Origin of the sequence: Bradyrhizobium tropiciagri (genome assembly GCF_018130545.1) — a bacterium.
Lineage (GTDB): Bacteria > Pseudomonadota > Alphaproteobacteria > Rhizobiales > Xanthobacteraceae > Bradyrhizobium > Bradyrhizobium tropiciagri_A.
Window position 1 is genome coordinate 775,165 of sequence record NZ_JAFCKF010000005.1, and the last position, 17,286, is coordinate 792,450.

The window sequence follows — 17,286 nt, forward strand, 5'->3', positions numbered from 1 at the left end:
TGGAGCTCAGGCCGCTTCCGGCAGCCTGGTTTGCAGCGCGCGGGGATCGCGGGGCAGGGTGACGCGGACCACGGTGCCGACGCCGAGCTTGGAGCGCAGCTTCATCGAGCCGCCATGCAGGTTGGTGAGCGAGCGCGCGATCGCAAGGCCGAGGCCCGAGCCCTGGTAGCTCTTGGTGAGCTGGCTTTCGACCTGCTCGAACGGCTTGCCGAGCCGCCGCAGCGAGTCTGGTGCGATGCCGATACCGCTGTCGGCGATCAGGAGCACGATCGAGTCATCCAGCATCTGGCCGCGTACCATCACGCGGCCGTGGTCGGGCGTGAACTTCACCGCGTTGGAAAGCAGGTTGACGATGATCTGCTTGACCGCGCGGCGGTCGGCGACAACCGAGATCGTGTTTTCGATCTCCGATTCCAGCGACAGGCCCTTGTGCTCGGCGCGGCCGGAGACCACCCGCAGTGACTCCGCGAGGATGCCGGAGAGGTCGAGCGGCTCCATGTCGAACTTCATGCGGCCGGCCTCGATCTTCGACATGTCGAGGATGTCGTTGATGACTTCGAGCAGGTATTTCCCCGAGGTCAGGATGTCGTGGCAGTACTCCTCGTACTTGTCGGAGCCAAGCGTGCCGAACAGGCCAGAGCCCATGATCTCGGAGAAGCCGATGATGGCGTTGAGCGGCGTGCGCAGCTCATGGCTCATGTTGGCGAGGAATTTCGATTTCGCGGCGTTGGCGTCCTCGGCGCGGGTCTTTTCCTGCGAATATTTCTCGGCGAGGTCGGCGAGCTCGACGGCCTGGCGTTCCAGCTCGGATTGCGAGCGCTGCAGGTCGATCACGCTGGCGCGTAGGCGCAGATCGTTGTCGACCAGCTTCTGTTCGTGCGCCTTGATGCGGGTGATGTCGGTGCCGACGGAGACGTAGCCGCCGTCCTTGGTGCGACGCTCGCTGATGTGCAGCCAGCTGCCATCGTCGAGCTGGGCCTCGAAGGTGCGGGCGCCCGGCGCCGGCACGCCGCTCTCGTGCAGGCGGGTGCGCACCTCGGGCATGCTGCCGACCTCGATCACGGTCTCGTAGGAGGTGCCGGGGCTGACGGCGCTATCCGGCAGCTTGTGCAGCCTCTGGAAGTGTGTGTTGCAGAGCACCAGGCGGTCGTCGGCATCCCACAGCACGAAGGCCTCCGGAATGGTCTCGATCGCGTCACGCAAGCGGAGGTCGGCTTCCACCGACTTTTCGGCGAGGCTCTTCTGCTCGGTGATGTCGACCGCGATGCCGATCAGGTGCAGGCCGCCGTCGGCCGCGGCGTGGCTGAGCTCGCAGCGCACGCGGAGCCAGATCCAGTGGCCGCCGACATGGCGCATGCGGAAGCTCTGGTCGATGTGATCGATCTTGCCGGAGATCAACTGGTCGGCGAAGTCGAACAGGTTGATGTCGTCGGAATTCACCAGCGCGTTGACCTCGCCGAAGGTGAGCAGGTCGTTGCGGGTGTCGAGGCCGAGCAGGGTGAACATCGACTGCGACCAGAAGATCCTGCCGCGCGACAGGTCCCAATCCCACAAGCCGCAGCGGCCGCGGTTCAGTGCGGTGTCGATCCGGCCGCGCACGGCGTCGTTGATCAGGTCGCCCTCGCGGGCGCGGGTCGATTGCCAGTGGAAGGCGAAGCCGAGGATCAGCACCACGAAGCTCGTGGTGGCCGACAGCGTCACCGAGAGCGCGGCGTCCGATCCCCAGATCGGCTCGTTCATCTCCTGGATGACGACGACCTGGCCGGGCAGCGACTTGACCAGCGCAGAGATCGCCAGCGCGCCGGTGCCGTTCGGCAGCGTCATGTCGCTGACGATGCCCTGTTGGCCCGGCGCGATCAGGAGCTGCGCGGTGGAGACGATGTCGAGGACGCGGTCGGCCTCACCGGTGCCGTCGATCGGCACCCGCGCCAGCACGCGGTGATCGGCACTGGTGATGATGACGTGGCGGCCATAGGCGATGCCCCAGGACGGAATCAAATCCGGCAGCAGCTCCTGAATCCGCTCGATGTTGGCGAGGCGTTCGCGCCGCACCGAGGTGAGGCGATCGAGGCGCTCGGCGAGGATGTCGGAGAGTGCGGCAAGGTCGCGCTTCATCGCGCCGCGCTTCTGCCGGTTCTGGTCGATCACCTGGACGAAGGCGCCGAGGCAGATCGTGATGAGGAAGGCGATGATGAGGGTCGGCACAGCGCGGCGCAGTGCAGGCTCGGCCGTCAAGAGCCTGTGATAGGCCGGTTTTGCGATCGATTGCGCCAATCCTTTGATCGAATCGGATTGGACGCACGCGTTCGCTGCATGCGCGCGCGCCATGCCTTAGACCCCCGCTCTAAGCTGATTTTTACCCGGTTCGGATGCTCCCCACGATGCATCCGAATCATGATGATTTGAATCCAGATTTCGCAGGCTGTCGAGAGTCAACGATTCGTTAATGCGAAATAATTCTTGTCAAAAACAGAATCGGGACGCGCAAAGTGAGTCCGAAAGGGGAACGGCTCCGTAGAATTACGCGCGCGCGGGTTCTGCGTGACTGATCACACGTTTCACGGTCGGAAAATCGCGGCGCATCTTGCGTTCGATCTCGTCGACGCTTTCGTGCACCTTGATCACACTCATCGTGGGCGCGGCGCGGCAGTGGAAATTGACGATCTCGCCGGCGTCGGTGTTGCGGACCCGCACATTATGAATGTCATGGATGGCGCCGCCATCGGCAAATCCGGTCAGCGCCGCCTTGATGGCGTCGACGCGCTCGGGCGCGGCGTCGGTTCCCCACGGCAGTTCCGGCTCGAGCGGCTCGATATGGGTGTCGACCTCGACGTCCTCGCCAAAGTCCTCGCGGATCGCGCGCTCGAGTTCGTGGGCGATGTCGTGCGCGGCATCGAGTGCCATGTCGCTGTCGACCTCGAGGTCGATGCTGACGATCAGCTTGCCGCCGATGTCGTGAACGGTAACATGGTGGATGGCGAGGCCGGAGTTGCGCGCGATCACCATGATGCGCTCGCGTACGCTCTCATTGTTGCGCGCGACAGGCACCGCGGTGAAGGTGAGGTCGGCATCGCCGAAGGTCTTGCTGACAGCCTCCTGCGCCCGGCGCTTGATATCCTCGACGCGGTCGATCGGGTAGGTGCGCGGCACGGTGACGATCGCATCGATGAAATGCGTCGCGCCGACCATGCGGACCCTCAAGCGGTCGACGTCGACCACGCCAGGCACGGCCTTGATGGCGGCGGTGGCCTTTTCCAGCGCGCCTTCGGGCGCGCGGTCGAGCAGGGTCTCGACCGTCTCGCGCGCCATGCGCAGGCCGAGCAGGGCGATCATCACGGCGACCGCGATCGCCGCCGCGGCGTCGCCCCACCAGAAGCCGAACCCCGCCAGCACGAGGCCGACGATGACGGCGGAAGATCCCATCACGTCGGAGGCGAAATGCAGTGCGTCGGCGGCCAGCGCCTGGCTCTTGGTGTCGCGCGCGGCGCGATGCAGCGCGCGGGCGCGCCACAGATTGACACCGATATCGATCACCAGAACGATGAACGGAATCGCCGAGATCGACGGCGGCGGTGCACCTTCGCGCAGATGACTATAGGCCTGGACCAGGATGCCGCCGGCCAGCACATAGAGCAGGGCGATGATGCCGAGCGCCGAAACGCTCTCGAACTTGCCGTGGCCGTAATGATGCTCGGCGTCGGCCGGCTGGTCCGACACCCGCACCACCGCCCAGGTGATGATGGTGGCGACCAGGTCGATCGACGAGTGCAGCGCCTCGGAGATCAACGCCAGCGATCCGATGGCGATGCCGACGACGAACTTCGCCACAGCCATGCTGCCACTGGCGAGGATCGAGATCGCGGCGACGGAGGTCTTGGAGGAGGATGCGCTGGTCTTTGAAGAGCTCATGGGCGCGGTGTAGCAGGCCATCCGTGAACATCAAGTGTCACTCACGACGCGCAATCGCCACTCACTTGCAAGAGCGAATATCGAGAGCAGAGTTGTTGCGAACTATTCCGAATCCAGGGCATGCATTGCGCAACTTTACCAGTCTCATTCAGACATCAATCGTCGTTCTTGCGGCGTATTTCGCCCGAGCTTTGCAAAAACATTTCGCCCCGAAACAACTGGGCGCAGGGAATGCGGACTCGGCTTTGGCGGAGTTGGCTTCTGGCCAGCCAGCCGGGGGGCCGGTATTCCGCGCCAGGACTTGAGGACGATCCTGCTTATCACGAGACGTCAAGCACGCTATCATGACCACTACTTTGACACGACTTAACGGGAGGCTGGTGGCTGGTCGACCCTGACGGATAACCGAGACGGCAGTCTTGGATGACATTGGATGGAAGAGGGACACGCCAATGAACTCCGCACCCATTCCGAATGCAGGTGAACCTGGTGAGGCTCCGATCGCGAGCGCCGATGAGCGGCTTGCGGAAGCCCACAAGCAGATCGCCCGCGCTGATGAAGAGCTCACGCGTTTGAGTGAGCAGCTTGCGAGGATGGAGCGCGACGCTGCGGCGCCACCGCCGGCTAAGCCTGACCCGCCCTCGGTCGAACCTGCGCCTGCTCCGACCGGACCTGTTTCGGCAGAACCTGTTTCGGCAGAACGTGTTTCGGTAGAACCTGGCCCGCAATCATCGTCCGGAAGGCCGGCTTTCCGAGCCCTCGCCGCCATGTCGCTGGCGGCGTGTATCGTTGTCGCCGTGTTGGCTTCGCAATCGTCTTATGGTGCGAAAGCCAAGCTGGTTGTCGCCCGCTGGGTGCCGCAGCTCGCTTCGGCTCCATCATTGCCGCCGGAGCATCCACCGCTTCCCGCGCAGCCGGCTCCACCTGTCGTTCAAGTTGCCGCGGCCGAGGCTGCGCCACCGCAACCGGCGCCGGCGCCTTCGACCCCAACGCAGGACGCCGTGCCCAAAGCAACACAGGACACCGCGCCGCCGGCTCCTGCACCGCCTCCGGATCAAACCGGGCTGCTGCAAACCATTGCGCGCGATCTCGCGAACATGCAGCGAAACATCGAACAGCTCAAGGCGGACCAGCAACAAGCGGCCCGCGAGAGCTCCAAAGCCATTGAGGAACTCAAGGCAAGCCAGGATGAATTGAAGCGGGCGCTCGCGAAGGTATCCGAGCAGAAGACGTCAGCGCCTCCGACGCAGCCGGCTCCAACCCCGCGCAAGCCCCAGCGGACATATGAGCCGCCCTACGCGAGAGCGCCGCCTCGAATGCCAAGGGAATGGCTCTACGACGATTGGTAGCCGTCGATGCGGTGATCATCGATTCTGATCCGGTACAGCGCCTCGATTGAGAATTCGGCGCATTGCCGCTTTCGGTTCTCCCATCAGCGTAGTGGTCACGTGCCCCGTCGATTCCGGTGCGGAATGTGACGTCGACACACTCTTGACGCGCCGTCGAAGACGTTTTGTTCAGTCATGTTGCTGACGCATTCTCTGTCTTAGTCGGGTGAGAACTAAAAACACTGCGTGGGACCGCGCCCGGTTCCCACATTGGTTCCGTCGCCGGAATTGGCACGAATCCGCGAAAGATTGGCCCGAGCTAACGCCTCCACGTTCGCTCGATCATGTCTTGCGGAGTCGGGAACCGAACGATCGAAAAATCAGTCAAGGAGTTATGATGCTGTTCGGCTCGAGCGCCGCAGTTTGCGGCGCCGTGGTTGCGCTAGCCATTTTTGGCCCAGCTGCTGGAAGTGAAATCGGTGCGGTTCATTCAAGCGACGTCGTCAATGCGGCCTGTGGGGATGCGATCGTTGGCGCTGCATCCATGTACAATCCGTTCGAGCCCGGCAAGGAAGAGGGCGGTCCGAGCACAGCCTCAGGCGAGCGCTATGATCGCACGGTCTGGGCGGCTGCCATCAAGACCAGCCTGCGTCGGAAGTTTGGTGGGGTCCAATTCGGCGCGAGGCCGAAATACGCCCTGGTCGAGGCTGCAGGCAAGAAGGTCATCGTCAAGATAAATGACGTGGGGCCACTCAGGCCTGGCCGCATCATTGACCTCAATGAGCGGACGATGCGCTATTTCGATCCGAGCCTGGAGCTCGGAGTCATTCACGACGTAAAAGTCAGCCCGCTTGCGGGGGACTATTGGAGCCCCGGGCCGGTCGGCTGAACGTTGTACGCGAAAGAGGAGGGCGGATTACGCGGGGCCTGTCATCGGGCCGCGCTCTGCGCGGACCCGTTGGCTAATCCGCCCTGCGCAGCTACAGCGTCACGACGATCTTGCCGAGGTGCTTGTTGGCTTCCATGTGCTCGAACGCCTTGCCGATCTCGGCGAATTTGTAGACCTGATCGATCGGCAGCTGCAGCTTGCGCGCTTCGACCGCCGGCCAGATGTCCTTGCGCACCTCGTCGAAGATCTCGCGGATCTCCTCGATCGAGCGGGTGCGGAAGGTGACGCCGATATACTGGATGCGGCGCGCCGCGTGCAGGTCGAAGTTGAAATCGCCGTGGGTGCCGCCGAGCCGGCCGACATTGACGATGCGGCCCTTGACCTTGGTCGCCTTCAGGTTCTGGTTCGCGACCGGGCCCGAGACCTGGTCGACGATCAGGTCGACGCCTTCGCCCGAGGTCGCCTGCAACACCTGATCGACCCAGCCGGGATCCTTCGAGTCCACCGCAAGATCGGCGCCGAACTCCTTCAGCCGGCCGCGGCGCATCGCGTCGGTCGAGGATCCCACCACGAGTTTTGCGCCCTTCAGTTTCGCGATCTGCATTGCCATCAGGCCGACGCCGGAGCTCGCGCCCTGGATCAGCACGGTCTGGCCCGCCAGTAACGCGCCGTTGGTGACGACAGCATTGTGCATGGTGGCGAGCGCGACGGGCAGCGTCGCGGCCTCGTCGAAATTCATGTTCGAGGGCGTGCGAAACAACCGGCCGTGATCGGCCAGCGTATATTCGGCGAACGCCGCGCCGCCGGAGCCCATGATCTTGTCGCCGACCTTGACGCCTTTGGCGTCGGGGCCGAGCTCGGCGACCTCGCCGGCCCATTCCATGCCGAGCACGGTGCCGACGCCGCCGGCCGCGCCGTGCGCGTGGCCCTTGGTCATGCCGAGATCGGCGCGGTTCAGCCCGCAGGCGTGCACCTTGACCAGCACCTGCGTGCCCTTGGGTGTGGGCTTGGCGACGTCAGTGATCTCAGGACCGTTGGCTCCGTAGACATACGCTTTCATGGGGTTCTCTCCAGCTGTTTGCCGAGGCGCATCTTGCTGCACGTCGCGCTGTTGTTGATGTGATGTCAGGGCTGGTGGACGTCCAGCTGCTTGCGGAAGAAGGCGAGAATGTCGGCGTTCAATTCCTTGTGGAATGCGGTGCGATCGAAGCCCGGCCGGTCCGTGCAGATCTTCGGCAGCTTGGCCGTGAGCGATGCAGAGCAGGGCACGAGAAACACGAAATGCCCGGCGTTGCGGACCACATGATAGTCGGTCTTGATCGGCAGCGCCTGGTTGATCGCCGTGACATAGCCGGGATTGATCTCGGTGATCTTGTCCTCGCCGCTGAGCTCCGAGGCCCAGAGCTGGGTCGGGATCGTCACGTCCTTTAATGCGTTGCGATCGAACAGCGGTCCGAACGCCGGATCGGCGATCACCATCGCCTTGACGCGCGGGTCGTGCACGACGGCCTGCGCCGGAAGCTCGTTGCGTTGCAATTCCTCGCAACTCGGCTTGCGATAGGGCACGTCGCAGAACGCGGTGGCCTTTCGGATATCAGGATTGGCGCCGGCGACGACGAGGCCGGTGTAGCCGCCGCGGGAAAAGCCGAAGAAGCCGACCTTGGCGGGATCGAGCTTCGCGCGATCCGGCCACGTATCGAGCATGTAGTCGATCGCCCGCTTGATATCGGCGGAGCGCTCGACCAGCGCGGCGAGCGTGTCTGCCCGGGTCATGTCACCCGCGCCGCTATCGACGGGATGATTGACGGCGACCACGACGAAGCCTGCATCCGCGAGCGTCTCGGCGGTGTCGTGATGGCCGGTGAAGCTGCCGCCGAAACCATGCGAGACCAGGACCAGCGGCAGCTTGTCGCCCACCACAGGGCAATCCGCCGTTCCCGGCAGCGTCGAGTTTTTGAGCTTGAACTCGCCCGCGGGAGCTGCGCAGGGCGACCACACCGCCATCTGAAGCGGCGCGGCGCCGTCCGCTTCCACGGTGACCAGCCGCAGACCTGCTGCGTGGGCACACGCGGCCGACAGGCAGAGTGCGGCCGCAACAGCCGACTGAAACAGACGCATGCAAATCTCCGCTGGAGCAGTTTCGGTTCTGATTGAATCAGAACCGAAGCTCTAGCTTTTATGTTGACGCGTTGTCTTTACACGAACCGGTGTCCGTTATTCGGCGGCCTGGCGCTTGGCTCCGGACATCATCGCCTCGAGCCGCTCGCGGATGATCGCTTCCGCCTCGTGGACGATGCGCGAGATGAGCTCGGCGCAGGTCGGGATGTCGTGAATCAGGCCCTGCACCTGGCCGGCCGACCAGATGCCCTCGTCGGCATCGCCTGTCGCGTAGACCATCTTGCCGCGGGCGCCAGCGACGAGCTCGCGGACGTCCTCGAACTTGGCGCCTTCCTTCTCCATCTGCACGACCTTGGTCGAGATCGCGTTCTTGGCGACGCGCGAGGTGTTGCGCATGGTGCGGAAGATCAGCTCGGTCTCGCGCTCGTCATTGGCGACGATGCGTTCCTTGACGAGCTGATGGATCGGGCTCTCCCTGGTGCACATGAAGCGCGTGCCCATGTTGATGCCCTCGGCACCGAGCGCCAGCGCGGCGACCAGGCCGCGGGCATCGCCGAAGCCGCCGGAGGCGATCATCGGGATTTTCACCTTGTCGGCGGCGGCGGGAATCAGGATCAGGCCGGGCGTGTCGTCCTCGCCGGGATGGCCGGCGCATTCAAAGCCGTCGATCGAGATCGCGTCGGCGCCCATCCGCTCGGCGGACAGCGCGTGACGGACGCTGGTGCATTTGTGCAGTACCTTGACGCCGTGCTTCTTGAACTCGTCGACATGTTCCTGCGGCTTGTTGCCGGCGGTCTCGACGATCTTGATGCCGCTCTCGATGATGGCCTGGCGATACTCGGCGTAGGGCGGCGGCTTGATCGCGGGCAGGATCGTCAGGTTCACGCCGAACGGCTTGTCGGTCAGCTCGCGGCAGCGCGCGATCTCCTTGCGCAGATCGTCCGGCGTCGGCTGCGTCAGCGCGGTGATCATGCCGAGCGCGCCGGCATTGGCGACGGCGGCGACCAGCTCCGCGCGGCCGACCCATTGCATGCCGCCCTGCACGATCGGGTGGTCGACGCCGAACATTTCGGTGAAGCGTGTCTTGATCATTCTGCCCTCGTTTCCATCGGAATTTTCCGCGACGCGGACGGCCGCGCACGGTGTTGTTTTTGGATGTCGAAGGAAGGATGCAGTCCTGTCCGGCAAATGTCTACCGGCGACCTGCGGCGCGCCCATGCGGAAATGACGGGCCGCGGCAGTCAGGCGAGGGCGGGGCAGGAGGTTTCGATGATCTGCTCAGGCGCTGCTGATCGAAACACGCAGCGCCTGGCTTCAGAGCGACGAGATTGAGATGGTTATTGGGTCGGCTGGGCCTGCTCGGATGATTGATATGCCGTCACGGTCCGCGCCATCGCAGCCGTCGCTTCCTCGTCGAACGCGGCCGCGATGTCGCGCATGCTGACGACGCCGATCAGGCTGTAATTGTCGATCACGGGCACGTGCCGAATGTGGTGCTTGGTCATGAGATGACGGATGTGCTCGAGCGTGTCGCTCGACGTGCACGACACCAGCTGCTGCACCGAGACGAACTGCGACACCTTCATGTTGGCGCCGGCCGCACCGTGTTCGGCGATCGCGCGCACCACGTCGCGCTCGGTGAACATGCCGGCGCAGGTGTTGCCTTCGGTGCGAACGACATCCTTGACCACCAGCGCGCTGATATTGCTGGCACGCATCAGTTGCGCGGCGATCGCGACCGTCTCGTTCATGCGGACCGTGGCGACGCGGGGGGTCTTCTTGCGCAGGATATCTCCGACTTGCATGGCAACCTCCTTGGGATCATCGATGGGTTGAGTCTGGTATACAAAATACCAATTGTCAACGGGCCAGTTGCGAGAATGTACCACCGGGAAACAGCTTAAATAGGCAGGTTTGCTGACATGTCGGGCGATTGTGAGCGGCCGTGAGTTGGCGAGCGATCGCGGTGAGCTCGGTTGTCTGGCATCTGGTATCCCTGATGGGGTCAAAAGAAAGAGGCGCACCGGGGTGCGCCTCGATCAGTCCAGCAGGCGATCGCGAGATCAGGCGACCTTGGCGCCCGGCGCGGTCTCGGTTGCGGCGGCGGCTTCGTTGCCGTGGATGAAGGCGCGGCGCATCGGCTTGATCACGAACAGGGCCATCAGCGCCGCGGTGGCGTTGAGCGCGACCGCGATTACGAACACCGCCTGCCAGCCATAGTTGGCGGCAACGATGCTGGCGGCCGGCACCAACAGCGCGGCGGTGCCCTTTGCGGTGTAGAGCATGCCATTGTTGGTGGTCGCGAACTTCGAGCCGAAGGTGTCGCCGGAGGTCGCCGGGAACAGCGAGTAGATCTCGCCGAACACGCCGAAATAGACCGCGGTCGCCAGCACGAACACCACGGGGTTGTGACCCCAGGTCGACAGCGTCAGCAGCATCAGCGCGCCGGTACCGAACGCGATGAACATGGTGTGCTCGCGGCCGATATTGTCGGAGACCCAGCCGAAGAACGGCCGTCCGAAACCGTCGAAGATGCGGTCGAGCGAAATCGCGAAGGTCAGCGCGGCCATCTGGAAGCCGGCGAGCGAGACCGGCGTCGTGGCGATCTTGTAGTCGTGCGCGATCGGCGCGATCTGCGCCGCCGCCATCAGGCCGCCGGAGGCGACCATCACGAACACCAGATACATCACCCAGAAGATCGGGCTGCGCAGCACCTGCGGCGGTGTGAAATCGATCTTGGTCTGCGGCAAATTGAGCTGCTTCTTCTTCGGCGGCACCAAGACCGAGGGCGGCTGGATGAAGAAGGCGAGGATGAACACGATCAGGCCTTGTCCGATGCCGAAGTCGAAGAACGCGGTCTGATAGCCGCTCGCGGCGATCATGTTGGCGATCGGCACCACGGTGATCGCAGCGCCCGCGCCGAAGCCGGCCGCGGTTGCGCCGGCGGCGAGGCCGCGGCGATCGGGAAACCATTTCAGCGCATTGCCGACGCAGGTGCCGTACACCGCGCCCGCGCCGATGCCACCGACCACGGCCGCAGCGTAGAGCAGGGTCAGCGAGTCGGCGTAGGAGTTCAGCACCCAGGCGAGCGCGATCATGACGCCGCCGAACATGATGACCAGCCGCGGGCCGTATTTGTCGACGAACCAGGCTTCGACCGGCACCAGCCAGGTCTCGGTCACCACGAAGATCGTGAAGGCGAACTGGATCGCCGCGCGGCCCCAATGATGCGCGCCGTCGATCGGATCGACGAACAGCGTCCAGCCATATTGCAGGTTCGCGATCATCGCCATGCAGACGATGCCCATGACGAGCTGCAGCCAGCGGAAGCCGCTGGACGAAGGTTGAGCTTGTGTTGCGGCAGTATTGCTGGAAACCATCAAGTCCTCCCGAGCGCGCCTGGTCTTCGTGAGACCCAGTGTCGCAATTCTTGTGGCGTATCGTCGCAAGCGCTCGATGGAGGTTGGTATACTATATTCCAGAATGCAAGCGTATCTTTCTGCTGCGTCGCAGCAAAACTGGCATACTTTGGGCTGATCGGACTGCAGAGGCGACGCCGAAAAATGAAAAACGCCCGGCGTCTGGCCGGGCGTTTTCGCGAGCGGAAGAGCGGGCGCGTTGCTTACGCCGTCGCCGATTTTGCGACCACGATTTTGCGCCATGGCTTGAGCAGCGCGATCGCAAGCAGCGAGGCAAGGATGTTGGCGCCGGCTGCGATGATGAACACGTTGTCCCAATTGCCCGATGACTGCTGCATGTAGTTTGCGATCGGCACCAATAGCGCCGCGGTGCCTTTCGCGGTGTAGAGCAGGCCCGCATTCGTCGTCGCGAACTTGGCGCCGAACGTGTCGGTGCAGGTCGAGGGAAACAACGAGTAGATCTCGCCCCAGGCGAAGAACACGAAGCCGGAGAGCAGCACGAACCAGACCGGATCGTGTCCCCAGAGATAGAGCATCCAGATGCCGAAGCCTTCCATGCCGAAGGCGATGAACATCGTGTTCTCGCGGCCGATCATGTCTGAGATCCAGCCGAAGAACGGACGCGTCAGACCGTTGAGGACGCGGTCGATGGTGGCGGCGAAGGTCACGGCCGTCATCGTCACCGCCATCAGCGTGACCGGCACGCTGTCGACCTTCCAGTCGACCGCAATCGGCTTCAGGTTCGCCGTCACCATCAACCCGCCAGCGCCGACGATCACGAACATGAAGTACATCAGCCAGAAGATCGGCTGCCGCAGCACTTCGGTCGGCTGATAATTGCGTCGGGTCTGGATGATGTTGGCATTCGCCACGACGGCCGGCACCTGACCGGCTTTCGGCGAAAGCAGGAAGAAGGCGAGCAGCACGATGATGATGCCCTGGCCGAGCCCGAAATACAGGAAGGTGGTCTGGAAGCCGGAGTCCTTGATCATCGCCTGGATCGGCGCCACCGTCAGCGCCGAGCCCGCGCCGAAACCGGCTGCGGTGATGCCTGCGGCGAGGCCGCGCTTGTCGGGAAACCATTTCAGCGCATTGCCGACGCAGGTGCCGTAGACGCCGCCGGCGCCGATGCCGGCGATGATCATGCCGAGATAGTAGCCGTTCAGCGAGGTCGCCTGTGCGTTGATCGCCCACCCGATCGCGCACAGGATGCCGCCGATCAGCACGACGAGGCGCGGACCGTATTTATCGACGAACCAGCCTTCGACCGGCACCAGCCAGGTCTCGAACAGCACGAACAGCGTAAAGGCCCACTGGATCGAGGCGCGATCCCATCCAAACTTCTTCTGGATGTCGGGGACGAAGAACGTCCACCCGTATTGGTAGTTTGCGATCATCACCATCGCGGCGACGCCGATCGCGAGTTGCGTCCAGCGATAGGTATCGCTGACACGCGCGGCCGCGGGGGCCGCAGTTGCCTGAACCATGTCCGACATTGATCCTCCCAGTGCGCGCTTTGTCATTCTGCTTTTGGCGCGGCGTCGTCATCTTGGTATTCGATATGCCAAGGTTCAAGCTGTCGCAGGGGCAGCGTGCGCATATGCCGCAGAAGACTCAAGCGCGCGCGAACACTAGTTCAGCACGCAAAAAAAATGGCCCCGAAAATCGGGGCCATTGGTCGAAGGTTCAATGTCAGGTCGCATCTTGTGCCGAAACACTCTCGGCGAAGCGCGGGGAATCCTGGTGTCTTAGAGGCCGAAGCGCGGCAGGTCGCCGTTGCGGTTGGAGATCTCCGCGCTCTTCATCAGCAGGCGGTCGATCGAGGCCAGCAGGCGGCCGAGCAGGGTGTCGGAGGGCGTGAGCGCGATGGCGGTGGTCTTGATGGCAGTGGTCTTGGACATTGTCGTCCCCTTTGGCTTGGAGGCCAGCAACGGGCCGGCTCATCATCTGCAGCCAAACTATGTATACCAGATGCCAGATACAACGGACTTGTTTGCATAGCAGCATACGCGACTGTGCAATGCAGCAAAATGGGCTGATTGGTATCCCAGATGAGGCAGAAGGGGCGGAGCCCGGAGGCCCCCCGGGTCAGAATTTCCAGTTAAAACTGGCCTTTACCGAGTGATCCTGCACCCGGTCGGCGAGCTGGCCGACATAAGCGATGCCGACACTTGCCTGCGGCGTGACCCGCAGGTCGAACCCGCCTTCGACCAGCGCCGCGTTGCGTGCCAACGGCACGCCGGCCACGGTGAAACTGGTTCCCAGGCTCTGGAACGCAAGCGCTGTCGAGGGCGTCACGTCGCCGAAGGCATACTGCCAAGCCACCGAGGCGCGCGGCGTCAGCTGCATGCCGCCCGTCAAGGTAAAGCTCGTCGCTATGCGGGCGCCGAGCGAGGAGTAGCCGACATCCTGGTTGCTGCCGGCGCCGCGCAGCGCGGCGGCGCCGCTGCCGCCGGTCTCGCTAAAACTGTCGGTGTTGAGATGGGCCCAGGCGAGGCCGGCGAACGGTTCGAGCGCTGTCTTGCCGACGTTGAAGCCGTAGCCGATCTCGCCGAACACCTGCGCCGTGGTCGCGTTGTAGCGGGCGCGTGCGGTGTCGAAGAAGTCAGGGAAGATGATCGAGCGGCTGGTGTCGAGCGTGCTGAAGCTTGCGCCGGCGCCGCCGCGCAGGTTGAACGCGCCGTAGCTTGCGCCGACATAGCCGGCGAGATGCGCGGTCTCAATCTCGGCCGAGCTGTTGCGATCGCCGACATGAACGGACGAGCTGGTGTAGCCGCCGGCGATGCCGGCGAGCCAATTCGGCGCGAAGCGGCGATCGACGCCGCTGAAGAAGCCGGCGAGATCGCGCGTCATGCCGGCCGCATTGCCGTCGCCGTTCAGCCTGCCCCAGGCGCCTACTCCCTGGGCCCAGAACGTGGTGTCCGGGATTGGCGCACGGCCGGCGAGCGGCGGCGCCTTGATCGGAAACGCTGAGCTGTCCGTGCCGGCATAGGCGAGTGCGGAGGCGGCCGCCATCGAGTCCATCGCAGCGGTCTGCGGGCCGCCCGAACTGAGCGCCGCCATCGGCCCGGTGCCGTCGGCGAACGACGCCTGCCGCAGACGACCGAGCACGGCGTCGCGCAGGTAGCGCGAGTCGTCCAGCATCGCGGTCTGCGTAGAGGCGTGCACTTCGCCCGACAGTGCATCGAACGCCTGCCGGGCCCCGGCGGCGCTCTGGTTCAGCACCGCGACCATCAGCGGATCGCGCTGCTGCCCGCTTGCGTCGAGCGCGCCGGCCACGGCGATCTGGTTCGGCGTTTCCGCGACGCTCGTGAGCGAGGTGGTGTTGCGGGCAAGCGTCAGGAAGACGTCGTTGGCGTCGTAGCTCAGCGAAGGCGTGAGGAATGTCAGGCTAGAGGTGACGTCGCTGAAGGTGCCGCGCACGCCGCCATTTGCGGTGAGGATGGTGTAGACGGTCTGCGGCGCATAGATGCCGGTTTGCGCCAGCGCCAGTACGTTGCCGCCGGCGAGCGTCGCAGTGCCGGTGGCCGAGATCTTGTCGGACTGACCGGCCGCGTTGGCCTCGACCTGATAGATCGAGCCGGCCGCGAAGGAAACGTTGCCGGCGACATTCAACGTGCCGATCGAATTGCCCGGCGCGACGATGCCGCCGGCATTGACCGTGATGCCGCCGACGGTGCCAATGCCGGCGAGCGTGCCGCCATTGTTCACCGTGACGACGCTGGCAATGCTCGCACTGGCGTGGCTGTCATCGCCGACCACGAGCTTGCCGGCGTTGACATTGGTGGCGCCGGTGTAGCTGCTCTGGCTGTTCAAGGTGAGCGTGCCAGCGCCGAGCTGGACCAGATTGCCGGTGCCGCTGATCGCTCCGGAGAATGCGACGGCGTCGGCGCGATTGAAGGCGAGGGTGCCGTTGTCGGTGACGTTGCCGGCGATTGCGCCCGTGGTGCCGCCGTTGCCGATCTGCAGCGTTCCCTGAGAGATCGTCGTGCCGCCCGCATAGGTGTTGTTGCCGGTGAAAACGGTAGTGCCGGCACCCTTCTGTTCGAACGCGCCGCTGCCGGAAATGGGGCCGTTGACGAGATAGGTGTCGGAGCGGTCGATCGCGAACAGGGCATTGGAAACCACCACCTGGCCCAGGAAGGAGCCGGAGGTGCCGCCGTTGCCGAGTTGCAGCGTGCCCGCGCTGATCGCGATGCCTCCGGTCAGGCTGCTGTTGCCGGTCAGTGTCAGGGTTCCGGCGCCGAGCTTGAACAGCGTGCCGTTTCCTGCGATCGACTGGCTGAGGGTGAAATTGTTGGCGGCATCAGCGATATCGAATGCGCCGCCGCCAGTGCCCAGATTGATGGCGCGCGTGGTGCCGGTGAAGTTCGTGCCAGTCACCCGCAGCGTGCCGCCGGTGTTGAAGTTCAGGGCGCCCGATGCAGCGCCGAGATTGGTGTCCGATGACACCTGCAATGTGCCGAGCGAAATGGTCGTGCCGCCGCCATAGGTGTTGGTGCCGGTCAGGATGGTGGTGCCTCCGCCCTTCTGCACGAAAGCGCCGCTGCCCGAGATGTTGCCGCCGAAAGTATAGGTGTCGGAGCGGTTGATGGCGAAGGTGCCGTTGTTCACCACGTCCCCGGTAATGGAGCCCAACGGGCCGCCGCTGCCGAGTTGCAGCGTGCCGGCCGCGATCGTGGTGCCGCCGGCATAGCTGTTGGTGCCGGTCAGGATGGTGGTGCCGCTGCCCTTCTGCACGAACCCGCCGTTGCCCGAGATGTTGCCGCCGAAAGTATAGGCGTCGGATCGGTTGATGGCGAAGGTGCCGTTGTTCACCACGTCGCCGGTAATGGAGCCCGACGCGCCACCGCTGCCGAGCTGCAGCGTGCCGGCCGCGATCGTGGTACCGCCGGAATAGCTGTTGCTGCCGGTGAAGGTCAGCGTTCCGGCGCCGGCCTTGGTCAGCGCGCCGCTGCCTGTGAACGAGTTGCTCACGACGAAATTGTTGGCTGCATCGGCGATGTCGAAGCCGCCGCCGCCCCAGTTGATGGTTCGCGACGTGCCGGTGTAGCTCGTTCCGGTCACCTGCAAGGTGCCGCCACTGAAGGTGAGGGCGCCCGCCGCCGCGCCGAGATTGGAGTCGGATGCCACTGAGAGCATGCCGGCTGCGAGTGTGGTGCCGCCGCCGTAGCTGTTGCTGCCGGTCAGCACAGTGGTGCCGGTGCCGCTCTGCACGAAAGCGCCGGTGCCCGAGATATTGCCAGCAAAAGTATATGTGTTGGAGCGGTTCACGGCGAGAATGCCGTTGTTGGTGACGTCGCCGGTGATCGCGCCCGAGGTGCCGCCATTGCCGAGCTGCAGCGTGCCGGCGGAGACGATGGTTCCGCCGCTATAGCTGTTGTTGCCGGTGAAGGTCAGCGTTCCGGCACCGGCCTTGGTCAGCGCGCCGCTGCCTGTGAACGAGTTGCTCACGGCGAAATTGTTGGCTGCATCGGCGATGTCGAAGCCGCCGCCGCCCCAGTTGATGGTTCGCGACGTGCCGGTGTAGCTCGTTCCGGTCACCTGCAAGGTGCCGCCACTGAAGGTGAGGGCGCCCGCCGCCGCGCCGAGATTGGCGTCGGATGCCACCGAGAGCGTGCCG

12 protein-coding genes are annotated in these 17,286 nt (G+C 64.3%); 2 read left to right on the forward strand and 10 right to left on the reverse strand.

Going from position 1 to position 17,286, the window contains the following annotated elements:
• Positions 1-6: 6 nt before the first annotated feature.
• A complete protein-coding gene (locus JQ616_RS25095; protein ID WP_212019056.1) occupies positions 7-2,328 on the reverse strand; it encodes a sensor histidine kinase in 2,322 nt (773 codons plus the stop codon).
• Between the two features lie 192 nt (positions 2,329-2,520).
• On the reverse strand, positions 2,521-3,909 hold the full coding sequence (locus JQ616_RS25100; protein ID WP_212019058.1) for a cation diffusion facilitator family transporter: 1,389 nt from the start codon (positions 3,907-3,909) through the stop codon (positions 2,521-2,523).
• A 452-nt stretch (positions 3,910-4,361) separates the two neighbouring features.
• Between JQ616_RS25100 and JQ616_RS25105 the strand changes: the two genes are divergently transcribed.
• Together JQ616_RS25105 and JQ616_RS25110 are read left to right on the forward strand one after the other, a co-directional pair.
• Positions 4,362-5,258 carry a hypothetical protein gene (locus tag JQ616_RS25105; RefSeq protein WP_212019059.1) on the forward strand — a complete coding sequence of 299 codons (897 nt, stop codon included), beginning with the start codon at positions 4,362-4,364 and terminating at the stop codon, positions 5,256-5,258.
• A 373-nt stretch (positions 5,259-5,631) separates the two neighbouring features.
• Positions 5,632-6,126 carry an RlpA-like double-psi beta-barrel domain-containing protein gene (locus JQ616_RS25110; protein WP_212019061.1) on the forward strand — a complete coding sequence of 165 codons (495 nt, stop codon included), beginning with the start codon at positions 5,632-5,634 and terminating at the stop codon, positions 6,124-6,126.
• Between the two features lie 91 nt (positions 6,127-6,217).
• Here the strand turns inward: JQ616_RS25110 and JQ616_RS25115 are convergent, their stop codons facing one another.
• The 8 genes from JQ616_RS25115 to JQ616_RS25150 form a co-directional block, all read right to left on the reverse strand.
• Positions 6,218-7,186 carry a zinc-binding dehydrogenase gene (locus JQ616_RS25115; protein WP_212019063.1) on the reverse strand — a complete coding sequence of 323 codons (969 nt, stop codon included), beginning with the start codon at positions 7,184-7,186 and terminating at the stop codon, positions 6,218-6,220.
• Between the two features lie 65 nt (positions 7,187-7,251).
• Positions 7,252-8,244 (reverse strand): alpha/beta hydrolase family protein, encoded by a 993-nt coding sequence (locus tag JQ616_RS25120; protein WP_212019065.1) that lies wholly within the window; start codon positions 8,242-8,244, stop codon positions 7,252-7,254.
• Positions 8,245-8,340: 96 nt separating this feature from the next.
• Positions 8,341-9,336, reverse strand: a complete 996-nt coding sequence (locus JQ616_RS25125; RefSeq protein ID WP_212019067.1) for an NAD(P)H-dependent flavin oxidoreductase — start codon at positions 9,334-9,336, stop codon at positions 8,341-8,343.
• Between the two features lie 245 nt (positions 9,337-9,581).
• Positions 9,582-10,049 (reverse strand): CBS domain-containing protein, encoded by a 468-nt coding sequence (locus JQ616_RS25130; RefSeq protein ID WP_212019069.1) that lies wholly within the window; start codon positions 10,047-10,049, stop codon positions 9,582-9,584.
• 258 nt (positions 10,050-10,307) lie between these two features.
• The gene (oxlT, locus tag JQ616_RS25135) at positions 10,308-11,624 is read right to left on the reverse strand and encodes an oxalate/formate MFS antiporter (RefSeq protein ID WP_212019071.1); all 1,317 of its coding nucleotides are present in this window, start codon (positions 11,622-11,624) and stop codon (positions 10,308-10,310) included.
• A gap of 242 nt (positions 11,625-11,866) precedes the next feature.
• On the reverse strand, positions 11,867-13,159 hold the full coding sequence (gene oxlT / locus JQ616_RS25140; RefSeq protein WP_212019073.1) for an oxalate/formate MFS antiporter: 1,293 nt from the start codon (positions 13,157-13,159) through the stop codon (positions 11,867-11,869).
• Between the two features lie 252 nt (positions 13,160-13,411).
• A complete protein-coding gene (locus JQ616_RS25145; RefSeq protein WP_212019075.1) occupies positions 13,412-13,564 on the reverse strand; it encodes a hypothetical protein in 153 nt (50 codons plus the stop codon).
• A gap of 187 nt (positions 13,565-13,751) precedes the next feature.
• Positions 13,752-17,286 (reverse strand): autotransporter domain-containing protein (locus JQ616_RS25150; RefSeq protein WP_212019077.1); only part of this gene is annotated, 3,535 nt, incomplete at its 5' end.

Bases quoted from the DNA above. Each gene is read 5' to 3' on its own strand.
- JQ616_RS25095 (WP_212019056.1), bottom strand. From the start codon at position 2,328: ATGGCGCGCGCGCATGCAGCGAACGCGTGCGTCCAATCCGATTCGATC.
- JQ616_RS25100 (WP_212019058.1), bottom strand. From the start codon at position 3,909: ATGAGCTCTTCAAAGACCAGCGCATCCTCCTCCAAGACCTCCGTCGCC.
- JQ616_RS25105 (WP_212019059.1), top strand. From the start codon at position 4,362: ATGAACTCCGCACCCATTCCGAATGCAGGTGAACCTGGTGAGGCTCCG.
- JQ616_RS25110 (WP_212019061.1), top strand. From the start codon at position 5,632: ATGATGCTGTTCGGCTCGAGCGCCGCAGTTTGCGGCGCCGTGGTTGCG.
- JQ616_RS25115 (WP_212019063.1), bottom strand. From the start codon at position 7,186: ATGAAAGCGTATGTCTACGGAGCCAACGGTCCTGAGATCACTGACGTC.
- JQ616_RS25120 (WP_212019065.1), bottom strand. From the start codon at position 8,244: ATGCGTCTGTTTCAGTCGGCTGTTGCGGCCGCACTCTGCCTGTCGGCC.
- JQ616_RS25125 (WP_212019067.1), bottom strand. From the start codon at position 9,336: ATGATCAAGACACGCTTCACCGAAATGTTCGGCGTCGACCACCCGATC.
- JQ616_RS25130 (WP_212019069.1), bottom strand. From the start codon at position 10,049: ATGCAAGTCGGAGATATCCTGCGCAAGAAGACCCCCCGCGTCGCCACG.
- oxlT (WP_212019071.1), bottom strand. From the start codon at position 11,624: ATGGTTTCCAGCAATACTGCCGCAACACAAGCTCAACCTTCGTCCAGC.
- oxlT (WP_212019073.1), bottom strand. From the start codon at position 13,159: ATGTCGGACATGGTTCAGGCAACTGCGGCCCCCGCGGCCGCGCGTGTC.
- JQ616_RS25145 (WP_212019075.1), bottom strand. From the start codon at position 13,564: ATGTCCAAGACCACTGCCATCAAGACCACCGCCATCGCGCTCACGCCC.